General features: G+C 34.3%; 9 protein-coding genes. 6 read left to right on the top strand and 3 right to left on the bottom strand.

The genetic code is table 11. The annotated features are described in order from the left end of the window. The first annotated feature begins 433 nt into the window (after positions 1-433). Together sap and ea1 are read left to right on the top strand one after the other, a co-directional pair. Positions 434-2,878, top strand: coding sequence for an S-layer protein Sap (gene sap, locus COL05_RS05045; RefSeq protein WP_098667811.1), 2,445 nt, complete (start codon positions 434-436; stop codon positions 2,876-2,878). A 697-nt stretch (positions 2,879-3,575) separates the two neighbouring features. Continuing rightward, entirely contained in the window at positions 3,576-6,164 is a 2,589-nt protein-coding gene (gene ea1 / locus COL05_RS05040; protein ID WP_098667810.1) for an S-layer protein EA1, read from the top strand. A gap of 95 nt (positions 6,165-6,259) precedes the next feature. Here the strand turns inward: ea1 and patB1 are convergent, their stop codons facing one another. Beyond that, the gene (gene patB1 / locus COL05_RS05035) at positions 6,260-7,450 is read right to left on the bottom strand and encodes a secondary cell wall polysaccharide O-acetyltransferase PatB1 (protein WP_098667809.1); all 1,191 of its coding nucleotides are present in this window, start codon (positions 7,448-7,450) and stop codon (positions 6,260-6,262) included. Positions 7,451-7,474: 24 nt separating this feature from the next. Further along, positions 7,475-8,890 carry an MBOAT family O-acyltransferase gene (locus tag COL05_RS05030; RefSeq protein ID WP_098667808.1) on the bottom strand — a complete coding sequence of 472 codons (1,416 nt, stop codon included), beginning with the start codon at positions 8,888-8,890 and terminating at the stop codon, positions 7,475-7,477. Positions 8,891-9,116: 226 nt separating this feature from the next. Here COL05_RS05030 and COL05_RS05025 point away from each other — a divergent pair, with 226 nt between their 5' ends. Both COL05_RS05025 and COL05_RS05020 read left to right on the top strand, forming a co-directional pair. Then, a complete protein-coding gene (locus COL05_RS05025) occupies positions 9,117-10,574 on the top strand; it encodes an MBOAT family O-acyltransferase (protein WP_098667807.1) in 1,458 nt (485 codons plus the stop codon). Between the two features lie 9 nt (positions 10,575-10,583). Next, positions 10,584-11,615 carry a hypothetical protein gene (locus COL05_RS05020; protein ID WP_098667806.1) on the top strand — a complete coding sequence of 344 codons (1,032 nt, stop codon included), beginning with the start codon at positions 10,584-10,586 and terminating at the stop codon, positions 11,613-11,615. A 142-nt stretch (positions 11,616-11,757) separates the two neighbouring features. Here the strand turns inward: COL05_RS05020 and COL05_RS05015 are convergent, their stop codons facing one another. Next, the gene (locus COL05_RS05015) at positions 11,758-13,152 is read right to left on the bottom strand and encodes an O-antigen ligase family protein (RefSeq protein ID WP_098667805.1); all 1,395 of its coding nucleotides are present in this window, start codon (positions 13,150-13,152) and stop codon (positions 11,758-11,760) included. 325 nt (positions 13,153-13,477) lie between these two features. Between COL05_RS05015 and COL05_RS05010 the strand changes: the two genes are divergently transcribed. Beyond that, positions 13,478-14,266, top strand: coding sequence for an enoyl-CoA hydratase (locus COL05_RS05010; RefSeq protein WP_098667804.1), 789 nt, complete (start codon positions 13,478-13,480; stop codon positions 14,264-14,266). Between the two features lie 311 nt (positions 14,267-14,577). After that, positions 14,578-14,904 (top strand): nucleoside triphosphate pyrophosphohydrolase, encoded by a 327-nt coding sequence (locus COL05_RS05000; protein ID WP_001277353.1) that lies wholly within the window; start codon positions 14,578-14,580, stop codon positions 14,902-14,904. The last annotated feature ends 9 nt before the right edge of the window (positions 14,905-14,913 follow it).

Raw genomic sequence — 14,913 nt, 5'->3', positions numbered from 1 at the left:
AAATCTAATGCTTAGAAAAATGTCGAATTGTAGAAAAATAGGTTGTCGATTAATGTCATAATATCTTTATAATTAGATATTGAAATTGCAAACGTTTTTCTGCTATAGTTGTAAATGGTTATGAAAATATTGTTAAAAATGTAATTCTGACGCGTTTTTTACTTTTTTAAAATATTCTGATTTTATAATCTGGATTTTTAAAATAAAAGTCGAAAAAACGATCGTTCATAATTGCGAAAATTCACTTTTTTGTCGAATTTGATGTTTTTAATTGGATAAAAATGGTGTGTAATTCTATGGTATGGAATATTATATTATTCTGTATAAAGGATATCTTAACCACATTTATATCTACTAGTTTCAAAAATAAATAGAATACCTATTTAAAAACTGATGGAACTAGTATTACATTCCTAAGGAGGAAATATATAAAATGGCAAAGACTAACTCTTACAAAAAAGTAATCGCTGGTACAATGACAGCAGCAATGGTAGCAGGTGTTGTTTCTCCAGTAGCAGCAGCAGGTAAAACATTCCCAGACGTTCCAGCTGATCACTGGGGAATTGATTCTATTAACTACTTAGTAGAAAAAGGCGCAGTTAAAGGTAACGACAAAGGAATGTTCGAGCCTGGAAAAGAATTAACTCGTGCAGAAGCAGCTACAATGATGGCTCAAATCTTAAACTTACCAATCGATAAAGATGCTAAACCATCTTACTCTGACGCTCAAGAGGGCTGGGCTGCTCCATTCATCGCAGCTGTAGAAAAAGCTGGCGTTGTTAAAGGTAAAGGCGACGGAAAATTCGATCCAAACGGAAAAATCGACCGCGTTTCTATGGCATCTCTTCTTGTATCAGCTTACAAATTAGATACTAAAGTAGACGGTCCTCTAGAAACTAAATTCGATGATTTAAAAGATAGCTGGGGTAAAGATAAAGCTAACATCCTAGTTAAATTAGGAATCTCTGTTGGTACTGGCGACAAATGGGAGCCAAATAAATCTGTAACTAAAGCAGAAGCAGCTCAATTTATTGCTAAGACTGACAAGCAGTTCGGTACAACAGCAACAACAGTTGAATCTGCAAAAGCAGTTACAACTCAAAAAGTAGAAGTTAAATTCAACAAATCTGTTGAAAAATTAACTAAAGAAGATATCAAAGTAACTAACAAAGCTAACAACGATAAAGTATTAGTTAAAGAAGTAACTTTATCAGAAGATAAAAAATCTGCTACAGTTGAATTATATAGTAACTTAGCAGCTAAACAAACTTACACTGTAGATGTAAACAAAGCTGGTAAAGCTGAAGTAGTTGTAGGTTCTTTAGAAGCAAAAACAATCGAAATGGCTGACCAAACAGTTGTAGCTGATGAGCCAACTGCATTACAATTCACAGTTAAAGATGAAAACGGTACTGAAGTTGTTTCACCAGAAGGTATCGAATTTGTAACTCCAGCTTCAGAAAAAATTAATGCAAAAGGTGAAATCACTTTAGCAAAAGGTACTTCAACTACTGTAAAAGCTGTTTATAAAAAAGACGGTAAAGTAGTAGCTGAAAGTAAAACAGTAAAAGTTTCTGCTGAAGGTGCTGCAGTAGCTTCAATCTCTAACTGGACAGTTGCAGAACAAAATAAAGCTGACTTTACTTCTAAAGATTTCAAACAAAACAATAAAGTTTACGAAGGCGACAACGCTTACGTTCAAGTAGAGTTGAAAGATCAATTTAATGCAGTAACAACTGGAAAAGTTGAATATGAGTCATTAAACACAGAAGTTGCTGTAGTAGATAAAGCTACTGGTAAAGTAACTGTATTATCTGCAGGAAACGCACCAGTAAAAGTAACTGTTAAAGATGCGAATGGTAAAGAGCTTGTTTCAAAAACAGTTGAAATTGAAGCTTTTGCTCAAAAAGCAATGAAAGAAATTAAATTAGAAAAAACTAACGTAGCGCTTTCTACAAAAGATGTAACAGATTTAAAAGTAAAAGCTCCAGTACTAGATCAATACGGTAAAGAGTTTACAGCTCCTGTAACAGTGAAAGTACTTGATAAAGATGGTAAAGAATTAAAAGAGCAAAAATTAGAAGCTAAATATGTGAACAAAGAATTAGTTCTGAATGCAGCAGGTCAAGAAGCTGGTAATTATACAGTTGTATTAACTGCAAAATCTGGTGAAAAAGAAGCAAAAGCTACATTAGCTCTAGAATTAAAAGCTCCAGGTGTATTCTCTAAATTCGAAGTTCGTGGTTTAGAAAAAGAATTAGATAAATATGTTACTGAGGAAAATCAAAAGAATGCAATGACTGTTTCAGTTCTTCCTGTAGATGCAAATGGATTAGTATTAAAAGGTGCAGAAGCAGCTGAACTAAAAGTAACAACAACAAACAAAGAAGGTAAAGAAGTAGCTGCAACTGATGCACAAGTTACTGTACAAAATAACAGTGTAATTACTGTTGGTCAAGGTGCAAAAGCTGGTGAAACTTATAAAGTAACAGTTGTACTAGATGGTAAATTAATCACAACTCATTCATTCAAAGTTGTTGATACAGCACCAACTGCTAAAGGATTAGCAGTAGAATTTACAAGCACATCTCTTAAAGAAGTAGCTCCAAATGCTGATTTAAAAGCTGCACTTTTAAATATCTTATCTGTTGATGGTGTACCTGCAACTACAGCAAAAGCAACAGTTTCTAATGTAGAATTTGTTTCTGCTGACACAAATGTTGTAGCTGAAAATGGTACTGTTGGTGCAAAAGGTGCAACATCTATCTATGTGAAAAACCTGACAGTTGTAAAAGAAGGAAAAACACAAAAAGTGGAATTCGATAAAGCTGTACAAGTTGCAGTTTCTATTAAAGAAGCAAAACCTGCAACAAAATAATTAAAAGTCATTTGATACATGAAATGATCAATAAAAGCCTATGAGTATCATAGGCTTTTTATTTTGCACTTATTTCATATACACTTGAGATTGAAGGGAATGGTTTTATTGAGAAAGAAATAGAAAGCGTTTTCAAAAATAGAAGAATACCTCATTGATATGTAAATTATTTGTAAATTAACACCTTTTTCTGTTAAAAAATCATTCGAAAAGAAGAATAAAATGTCGAAATATAATAATTTCAGTCGAATATAGTCTGAAAATTGTATTTATTGTAAAAAATATTTAGGTGATGAATTGGAAATATGTGCTATAATTCCAATTGTGTATTCGATATGAAAAATATACGAGGGATAGTGAGAGTGGTTTATAGGAAAAAAGTTTGTTCATTTCTATATTTGGGTATTATTAATATAATAATAATACAATAAAAAGACTGAATTATCAGAATGTGTCGAATTTTCTTTTGATAAAGTTCTTGATAACGAATAGTTTTGTATAGTATGATGAACTTGTTTCAGAAAATGGTATTTAAACCTTATATTTACATCTAACGGTTTTTATCATTTTATTAGTGAACTACTTTTCATTATAGTATTTTTGTTTTTCTTGTTTTATGGCTTTTCTAACTAGCTAGTTTTCAAATTTAATATGATATGAAACTAGTAGCATATTCCTGAAGGAGGAAATTTATAAAATGGCAAAGACTAACTCTTACAAAAAAGTAATCGCAGGTACAATGACAGCAGCAATGGTAGCAGGTGTTGTTTCTCCAGTAGCAGCAGCAGGTAAAACATTCCCAGACGTTCCAGCTGGACATTGGGCAGAAGGTTCTATTAACTACTTAGTAGATAAAGGTGCAATTACAGGTAAGCCAGACGGTACATATGGTCCAACCGAATCAATCGATCGTGCTTCTGCGGCTGTAATCTTCACTAAAATTTTAAATTTACCAGTTGATGAAAATGCTCAACCTTCTTTCAAAGATGCTAAAAATACATGGGCTGCTAAATATATCGCAGCAGTAGAAAAAGCTGGTATCGTTAAAGGTGACGGCAAAGAAAACTTCTATCCAAATGGAAAGATTGACCGTGCTTCTTTCGCTTCTATGTTAGTAAGTGCTTATAACTTAAAAGATAAAGTTAACGGCGAGTTAGTTACGACATTTGAAGATTTATTAGATCATTGGGGTGAAGAAAAAGCAAACATCCTAATTAACCTTGGAATTTCTGTAGGTACTGGTGATAAATGGGAGCCGAATAAATCTGTATCTCGTGCAGAAGCAGCTCAATTTATTGCATTAACAGATAAAAAATATGGCAAAAAAGATAATCAACAAGCATATGTAACTGATGTGAAAGTTTCTGAACCAGCGAAATTAACATTAACAGGTACTGGCTTAGACAAACTTTCTGCTGATGATGTAACTCTTGAAGGAGACAAAGCAGTTGCGATTGAAGCAAGTGCTGATGGTACTTCTGCAGTTGTAACACTTGGTGGTAAAGTAGCTCCAAATAAAGACCTTACTGTAAAAGTGAAAAACCAATCATTCGTAACGAAATTCGTATATGAAGTGAAAAAATTAGCAGTAGAAAAACTTACATTTGATGATGATCGTGCTGGTCAAACAGTTGCTTTCAAATTAAACGATGAAAAAGGTTATGCTGATGTTGAGTACTTAAACTTAGCAAACCATGATGTCAAATTTGTAGCAAATAACTTAGATGGTTCACCAGCAAACATCTTTGAAGGTGGAGAAGCTACTTCTACTACAGGTAAATTAGCTGTTGGTATTAAGCAAGGTGAGTACAAAGTAGAAGTACAAGTTACAAAACGCGGTGGTTTAACAGTTTCTAACACTGGTATCATTACAGTGAAAAATCTTGATACACCAGCTTCTGCAATTAAAAATGTTGTATTTGCGGTAGATGCTGATAATGATGGGGTTGTAAACTATGGTAGCAAGCTTGCTGGTAAAGACTTTGCTTTAAATAGCCAAAACTTAGTTGTTGGTGAAAAAGCATCTCTTAATAAATTAGTTGCTACAATTGCTGGAGAAGATAAAGTAGTGGATCCAGGATCAATTAGCATCAAATCTTCAAACCACGGTATTATCTCTGTAGTAAACAACTACATTACTGCTGAGGCTGCTGGTGAAGCTACACTTACTATTAAAGTAGGTGATGTAACGAAAGATGTTAAATTTAAAGTAACGACTGATTCTCGTAAATTAGTATCAGTAAAAGCTAACCCAGACAAATTACAAGTTGTTCAAAATAAAGCATTACCTGTTACATTCGTAACAACTGACCAATATGGCGATCCATTTGGTGCTAACTCAGCTGCAATTAAAGAAGTTCTTCCAAAAACAGGTGTAGTTGCAGAGGGTGGATTAGATGTAGTAACAACGGATGCTGGCTCAATCGGTACAAAAACTGTATCGGTTACAGGTAACGAAGTAGGCGAAGGTACAGTTCACTTCCAAAACGGTAACGGTGCTACTTTAGGCTCATTATATGTGAATGTAACAGAAGGTAACGTTGCATTTAAAAACTTTGAACTTGTATCTAAAGTAGGTCAATACGGCCAATCACCTGATACAAAACTTGATCTAAATGTTTCTAACAAAGTTGAGTATCAATTATCTAAGTACACTTCAGATCGCGTATACTCTGATCCTGAAAACTTAGAAGGTTATGTAGTTGAGTCTAAAAATCCAGCTGTAGCTGAAGCTGAAATTGTTGGAAATAAAGTTGTTGTAACAGGTAAAGCACCAGGTAAAGTTGATATCCACTTAACGAAAAATGGTGCAACTGCTGGTAAAGCGACAATCGAAATCGTTCAAGAGACAATCGCTATTAAATCTGTAAACTTCAAACCAGTTCAAACAGAAAACTTCGTTGAGAAGAAAATCAACATCGGTACTGTGTTAGAACTTGAGAAGAGTAACCTTGATGATATCGTAAAAGGTATTAACTTAACGAAAGAAACACAACATAAAGTACGTGTTGTAAAATCTGGTGACGAGCAAGGTAAACTTTACTTAGATAGAAACGGCGATGCTGTATTTAACGCTGGCGATGTAAAACTTGGAGATGTAACAGTATCTCAAACAAGTGATTCTGCACTTCCAAACTTTAAGGCAGACCTTTACGATACTTTAACTACTAAGTACACTGACAAAGGTACATTAGTATTCAAAGTATTAAAAGATAAAAATGTTATTACAAGCGAAATCGGTTCACAAGCTGTACACGTGAACGTTCTTAATAACCCAAATCTATAAGTCGATTATAGATAGAATGAAAAGTCAGTGGGGATGAATCCCCACTGACTTTTTAATAGAAAGAAGCCTCTTGTGCGTGTACAAGAGGCTTCTTTCTATTTCTTAAACTTAAACATATCCCCGCTCAAATTTGAATCACTATACACAAACAATACCATGTTAATGTTGTTGTCTTTCATGTATTGATATACATCTTTTTCGTGATAGTGGCGCAGGTCGAGGATGGATGTATGCTTAAAGTTTTGTGCTAAGTGTGGCACGATTGCATTTGCGAATGAGTCTTTTAGGACTAAGGCGCGTACTTCATTTGGTGCGTTATTATTTTCGATAACGATTTCTGGATAGTCGTTCGTGTAATAACCTGCGTATGATGTTGTATCTTTTTGTTTTTCTATGCCGTATAGTTCATCTAAATTTTGATGAACATTACCTTGCACATCTTTTGCCATCACACTTGTGAAGTTGAAACCGTCTTTCGGTGTGTAGTAGCATAATTTTTCACCATTTGCATCTATGAGTTGGTATAGTTGGTTGTTGAAGCTTCCAACTAAATGTTTGTTTTGCGCACATGTACGAATATAATCTTCTTTTTTTATTTCTTTTCCTTTATATATAGAAGATTGTCGCCCAATTGTGTTCATTATATATTGGTAGCCTAAGAAGGCACCGTCCATATTCCAATGATGATCTGTTTTGAAATACATGTCCTGTATTTCTGCGTTCGTATAGTTCTTTTTAAAGTGTTCCATAAGTTTTATTGGTTTTACGTCAGCTGGTAGTTTCTTTAGAAAGTAATTTAAATTGTCCTGTGCATACGTGTGAATATGAGAAGGTAATTTAAATGATAATGCATTCGTTTTTGACGGTGGTAAAGCAAAGTAAAACTCAACGTTTTGTTCTTTTGAAAACTGAGATAAATCTTTTATAGCAGGCATGGATTGGTCAATTTCATTATATTTTTTTGTCCACGCCGGGTTTTTCAGGAGCCATTTATCATCAGTCAAAATAATGTCGTTAATGAGAGATTTCCCCATATTAATTTGAGTAATCGTATAGTTTTTAATAAGCTCATCTCGTCCAATTAGTTGATCATTTGTGTATGTTTCAAAATCTTTAAAGAAGCTACCAGTTAGGAGCGCTTCTTTCGTAACTGCTGGTTTTTGAGCGAGCGGTCGATTTTCAACTGGTGAAATGTCTCGGTCTGTTTTGAGTAACGATAATATGCCAAATGAAAAGATAATGGTGAGAAAACCGATAAACAGGATGAGGTTCCCCAATTTTTTCATAATAACTTTTCCTTCCTATATCAGTTAAAACCTGAAATAAATAAATGGATTATATGTTGAGTTAATCAAGTACATAACCGAAATCATAAATAATGTTAGTAATAATATAGGACGTACAAATTGCATAGTGAACATATACGCTTTAGGCGCAAGTTCAAGTATGTTTTTCATTCGTTTTAAAATTGGTGTCGCTGCGATAAAGGCAATGAGAAATACGATAATGTATTCATGTACGTATAACATTGTATTGTCATCAATGAAAGATTGCCCACCTATGCCGAACATCGCTTTTAAATATTGGAACGAGTATGCGAAGTTGTCAGCTCGGAAGAAGACCCAACCAATCATAACGACTAATAATACGTATGCATGCTGCAACGGTTTCCATAGTTTGTTTAATATTTTTTCAAATCCAGCTTTTTCAATTGAAATAATAAAGCCGTAATATAAGCCCCAGGCGATAAAGGTCCAGCTCGCTCCGTGCCATAAACCAGTTAATCCCCATACGATGAAGAGGTTACGATAATTCGCTAGTTTTGAAACGCGGTTTCCGCCGAGCGGGATATATATGTAATCGCGGAACCAAGAGCCAAGTGTAATATGCCATCTTCTCCAAAACTCTGAAATAGACTTAGAGATGTATGGGTAGTTGAAGTTTTTTGGGAAATCAAATCCGAACATTTTTCCAAGTCCAATTGCCATATCAGAGTATCCTGAGAAATCGAAATAAATTTGCAGGGTGTAGGCGATAATACCGATCCATGCCGTTCCAACACTTATTTCAGATGGTGGTAAGGCAAATATTTTATCGGCGACAAATCCGACTTGATTGGCAATTAATATTTTTTTTGCTAATCCGAGAACGAAAATTTGAATACCTTCTGTGAATCGTTCAAAAGAATGGATGCGCGTTTTAATTTGTTCAGCGACGATATTGTAACGAACAATTGGTCCGGCAATAAGCTGAGGGAAAATAGATATATATAGCGCTAAGTTAAGAGGATTTTTTTGAACATCTCCATCTTTACGGTATATATCGATGACATAGGACATCGCTTGGAATGTATAAAATGAAATTCCAATTGGTAGTGGAATAGGTTCCACATGAATAGATAAGTGCAAGACGTTGTTTAAAATGTCTGTGAAAAAGGAAATATACTTAAAATAAGAAAGTAATAAAATATTTCCGACCACAGCCATAATTAAAAATGTGACTTTCATATTTTTTCGTTTATCATAATGATGCACGAGTAGGCCAAAGCAATAGTTTAATACGATGGAAAAGAGCATTAAAAGAACGAAACGTGGTTCGCCCCATGCATAGAAAATTAAACTAAATGCAAGTAATACGAAATTACGTAGCTCGGCACGCACTATAAAATAGAGAAATAATACGAGAGGTAAAAAGATAAATAAGAAAATCGAACTACTAAATACCAAAGGACTCTCCTCACTTTTTTGAAATACATTTCGTACAAAAAAACCGACATATCTATTATATAGTCTTTTTTATAATAGTGCTTTTAATATTTTAGCATGTTAATAATTCAATTAAAATAATTATCCCATATAATAGAAGGAAAGCGGTATGGAATCCTTTTGACACCCACTATCTGGATAAGATAAGATGAATAAGGTGTGATTTGTTTAGAAGGGAAGAGATGGTGTGTTATTTAACTCGTTTGAGTTTATTTTTTTATTTTTACCGATAGCATTTCTTTTATATTTTCTATTAAATAAATTGGGACAAACTACTTTAGCGAAAGCTTGGCTTGTGGCAGCATCTTTATTTTTCTATAGTTATTGGAATATAAAATATTTGCCGCTTATGTTAATATCGCTCATTGTGAACTACTTTATCGGAATGAGACTCGTGAAGCATAAGAGTAAACTCCTTTTAACAGTAGGCTTAATATTTAATATAGGAATGCTTAGTTATTTCAAGTATTATGATTTCTTTTTGCAAAATGTGAATTCGTTATTTGGAACTCATTTTACATTATTATCATTAACGTTACCGCTTGCAATTAGTTTCTATACATTCCAAAAGATTGCTTTTTTAGTAGATACATATCGCGGGGAAACGGAGGCATGTCATTTTCTTGATTACGCTCTGTTCGTAACATTTTTCCCGCAACTTATTGCAGGTCCGATTGTGCACCATGCGCAAATTATGCCGCAGTTTGCTGATCGTAGTAAGAAGCGTTGGCAATCAAATTATATCATTCTCGGTATTTTTGTATTTGCCATCGGTATTTTCAAGAAAGTAGGGATTGCAGACGTTTTATCTCCTGTCGTACGGGAAGGGTTTGATGTACAGCAGTCACTAACCTTTGTTGAAGCGTGGCTTTCATCATTAGCGTTTACATTCCAGTTATACTTTGATTTCAGCGGATATAGCGATATGGCAATTGGGATTGCGTTAATGTTTAATATTAAATTGCCTCAAAACTTCAATTCTCCTTATAAAGCGGTGAGTATACAAGACTTTTGGCATCGTTGGCATATGACATTAAGCCAGTTTTTAACGAAATATGTGTATATTTCTCTTGGCGGAAATCGAAAAGGCATTACGCGTACATACGTCAATATTATGATTGTCTTCTTAATAAGTGGACTTTGGCACGGTGCTGGCTGGACATTTATTTTCTGGGGATTTCTGCACGGATTAGCTTCTGTCGTTCATCGTTTGTGGAATAAAGCAGGAGGGCGCATGCCGGCCTGGGCAGGATGGCTCGTGACGTTTTTCTTCATTAATATAACATGGGTATTCTTTAGAGCAACATCGATGCATGATGCGGTGAAGGTGTTAAAAGGAATGTTTGGATTTAATGGATTCGAACTAGCAAATAGTGTGTTCCCGGTATTTATTATTGAAAAACTACAATTTTTAAAAGAGTACGGTGTTTCATTCACTGAAGCATACCATGTTTCATTATTAAATACGGAAATAGTAGCATATATTTTCGGAGCATTATGTATTAGCTTCTTTTTAAAAAATTCAATTCAGTTAAAAGACTCATTCCGCCCGACAGTATGGACGGCGTTATTTACTGCAATATTACTTGTGTATAGTGTGCTACATTTAACGAGTATTAGTGAGTTTTTATACTTTAATTTCTAGGTGGAGAATATGAAAAACAAACAGTGGCTTATTTTCGTTTTTGTATGTGTTTTTGTCCCACTTGCAGGTGTTGGAATATTTAACGGCTATGCAGATTCACTTTGGTTATTCTCGCATAAAAATAAGTGGAATGATGTTCAGTTTGGATTTAATGAGAGACAACAAAAAACGAATTATATAACATATCGTCCGTTTACTTATGATGGCGTTATACTTGGAAGTAGTAGAACAACGTTTATCAATGAAAATGATTTTACCGGATTAAACGCATTTAATTATGCGGTAAGTAGTACAGATCCGCGTGAGTACGATGCGTACATTGAATATGCAAAAGAGCGAAAAGGTAGTGAATTATCTTCTATTGTGATTGGTTTAGATTTCCTTGGAACGAACAAAAATAGAGAAATCGGTTTTGAAAAGCCAGCAGTATATATTAATGAGGCGCAAAGCTTACTATATCCAATTAAATCGTATGTGAGTATGGATGGAATTACATATTCCCGAAATACAATTCAAAACTCCATTCATCACAATAAGACTATTGATGTATATAATCGCGATAACATAAAATCGATGCGTGAGTATACGAAAGAAGAGCGTGACACACAAATTGCCGCGCAAGTAGATAAATTTAGTAGAGAGATCTATGGTGGGAATTATGAGTATCAAAATATGAAGGGAATATTAGGTACTGTGAAATCTCATAATCCGAATACAAAGTTTTATATTTTTACAACGCCTGTTTCAGAGCCATTGTTCCGTACGATGATTCAATCAGGACGTTGGGAAGATTATAAAAGATGGCTCCATGATGCTGTTGATGTATTTGGAGAAGTACATCATTTCATGTATTTAAATTCAGTAACAAAGAACTTAGATAATTATATGGATGGACATCATTTCAGGCCAGAAATCGGGAAGATGATTGCACATAAAGTTGTAAAGGAAGAAGATCGTAATGTGCCGAAAGATTTCGGTATTGTTATTACGAAGGATAATATTGATGAGGTGCTCGAGCAGGTTCATGCATCGTTTCAATAGAAGGAAATAGTTTTGTTTCAAAGATCGAATTGTAATGTGATTCGATCTTTTTTAGCAGTCCACAAAAAATTTAATTAAGCGAGCAAAACCAATTATGACTAGAGTAGAAAGAAGCAGCATCCAAATAGATGCTGCTTCTTTCTTATTCTATTTCTAAATCAACAATTAAGTAGGCAAGTATAACGACGAAGAAAATGCTAACAGATGGCGCTGTTAATACGTGACCGGACATAAAGCCAATGCCAAGTGATAGGATAAGTGTACTAGCTAATAGCATATATTTTACGGTTATAATTTTCTTAAAGTTTGTAATCATACGGATAAATAGTTTAATACCGAAGTATAGAAGCGGTATTAAGTAAATAAGGAAACCGATAATTCCAAAGGCGAAAAATAGGTCATGGAAGTCCATTTCAATTAATTTAATTTTAACTGTGTAGTTACCAGCGTAACCCATTCCAAAAAGTTTTTGTGAGAGCGGTGCTTCTTTATAGTATTGTTTGTATACTTTTAAGAATTTGTCGCGATCACTATAAATTAAACTCTTCACTTCAGAGTCTGTTAGTTCACCTTTTGCGTGTTTTTTAGCATCCTCTGGATTTTCTTTAATTACTTTTCCTTCTTTTTTATCTTGTTCTTCTTGTACTGATTTTTTGTATTCGTATATTTGCATGTGGATTCCCATATTTTTTGCGATAGGAGTATGCGGTGTAAGAACAATTAAACCTCCTAGTACAACTGCTGCAACGATGGTGTTTACAAGATATGTGAATCCTTTTTTTTCTTTTTTACGGTTTATCATATATTCAATGAACGAGAAGAAAAGTGCTACGCTTAATGTTAGCACAATTGCACCATATCCAACTTTTGTTCCGACCATAATACTTGCATACATCGCAAGTATTGTTGGAATCCAGTAATATATTTTCGAGAAAGAAGTTGTTTTATAAATCGAATATAAGACAACGATTGGGAACATAATCGCGAAGAGAGCACTTAAATCATTTCCAGCAAAGAACCAACCTCTTGAGCCAATTTTTGAGTGAGGATAGCTTGGGAAATCAGTGCCAGTTTGCATTGCGATAATCATTGTGATGCTTAAAATTAAAGTTGCATATAAGAAATATGTAATGATTTTATGAAACACATATTCTTTATTTTTTAGCTCTTTAAAGACGATAGTATATCCAAACAGTAGCACAATTGGATATATGCTCTTTAAAATAAATTTCACTTCTTCTCCAAATGAAACTGGAGATTTAACCATCATATTATTTACAAGACCGATTGATAGTGCAATTCCGAGTAAACATAAATAGAGAATGTATTTTTTCGCATCTTGTTGTTTGTGATGAAGAAGTAGGTATCCTAATGCAAGAAGCATAAAGGCGAAACGGACTACAATTCCAACTGTTGCGCTCATGTGTAATACATAGATTGAAAAAGATGTTAATAAATCTAAAATTGGTTGAAACGCAATGAATAGCAATAGGAAATTTGGGAAGTAGTTATCCGTTTGTTTCAACTTATTAACCATATGTTCCTCCAGTTCTTCATTCCTTTATTTCAACACCCAAGAGATGGGCATAAAGCCTTTTTTATATAGTAAGGCGAATGAATTTCAATATTTGTTTTTTGCATCAAACTTAAGGATACACCATTTCATTGCAATGGTAAATAGATGAAAAGCATGGATAAAACGACTTTAATTTCTATATTTTTCAACGAAATTGTATGTTTTATACAAGGCTATATACAAATTTCGTGATTATTAGACAGAAAATTAAGAAAAAAGAAGGGTTTTTCACCTCCTTTCTATAATTATATAAGTATAATCTTTGTGTAGAAAAGAGGGGTATATAATGGAAGTAACAAGTAAAACAGAATCTGTCATTGTGAAATATGAAGGGCACGTTGCAACGGTTATGGTCAATCGCCCAGAGGTGTTAAATGCATTAGATGAGCCAACATTAAAAGAGTTATTACAAAAACTGAAAGAAGTAGCGGAGAGTTCTGCACACATTGTTGTGTTATGCGGGAACGGCCGCGGTTTTTCTGCGGGCGGAGATATTAAATCGATGCTTTCAAGTAATGATGAAAGCAAGTTTGATGGTATTATGAATACTATTTCTGAAGTTGTCGTGACTTTATACACGATGCCGAAGCTTGTTATTAGTGCAATTCATGGACCAACTGCTGGTCTTGGATTAAGCATTGCACTAACAGCTGACTATGTGATGGCGGATATTTCATCCATTATTGCGATGAACTTTATTGGAATCGCTTTAATTCCAGATGGTGGCGGCCATTTCTTCCTTCAAAAGCGCGTTGGTGAAAATATGACGAAGCAAATTATTTGGGAAGGAAAGAAATTATCAGCGACAGAAGCGCTTGATATCGGTTTAATTGATGAAGTAATCGGTGAGGATTTCCAAACGGCTGTGAAGCAAAAAATTAGTGAATGGTCACAAAAACCGATCAAAGCGATGGTTCAAACGAAGCAAATTTTATGTGAAGTAAATCGTTCTAATTTAGAACAAACGCTGCAACTTGAAAAACGCGGCCAATATGCGATGAGACAAACAGCGGACCATAAAGAGGGCATTGCTGCATTTTTAGAGAAACGTTTGCCAGCGTTTAAAGGCGAATAAAGTGAAATTTTAAGTAATGATAGTTTTACTACCGGTTAATTTAAGGTAAAGGGGAGAAAGTGCTAACACATTTTAGTATAATTGTGTTAGCACTTTTTTTAGGAGCGATATATGAAGAAAGTTATTGGTGTGATCGTTATTATTTTACTTACATATTATGCTTTGTATAGTACACCATCTCTTTGCGGTACGGACTGCACTATTCTTTGAAAGGCATCTAATTTTTGCTTTCTCAGGTGAAGTGAAGAAAGAACGGGATGTGAAAAAAGAGTGGTTATTTTATAAGGCAGATAAACATAGGAGGATAAATGATGTCAGCATATAACAAGTTAGTAAGAGATCGTGTTCCAGAGAAGATTTTAATGTCTGGAAAAACATATACAGCACAAAAGTTAACAGGACAAGCATATATACAAGCTTTAGCGAAAATTGGAACAGAAGAAATTCGTGAATTTGCTTCTATGAAGGAGCGTGAACATGCGCTTGATTCTCTTGCAGATGCACTGGAAGTAATTATTTCATTAGCGCGTGCAGAAGGCGCAACAATTGAAGATGTAGAGCGTCTTCGTAAGCAAAAAGAAATAGAGCGCGGTGGATTTGAAAGAGGCATTTATTTATTAGATGTTTCAGAAGAATAGATTTGTAGG

The organism is Bacillus sp. AFS059628 (assembly GCF_002571225.1).
Classification (GTDB): Bacteria; Bacillota; Bacilli; order Bacillales; family Bacillaceae_G; genus Bacillus_A.
Note: the sequence above shows the minus strand (reverse complement) of the source record. Positions and strands in the feature narration are given on the sequence as shown.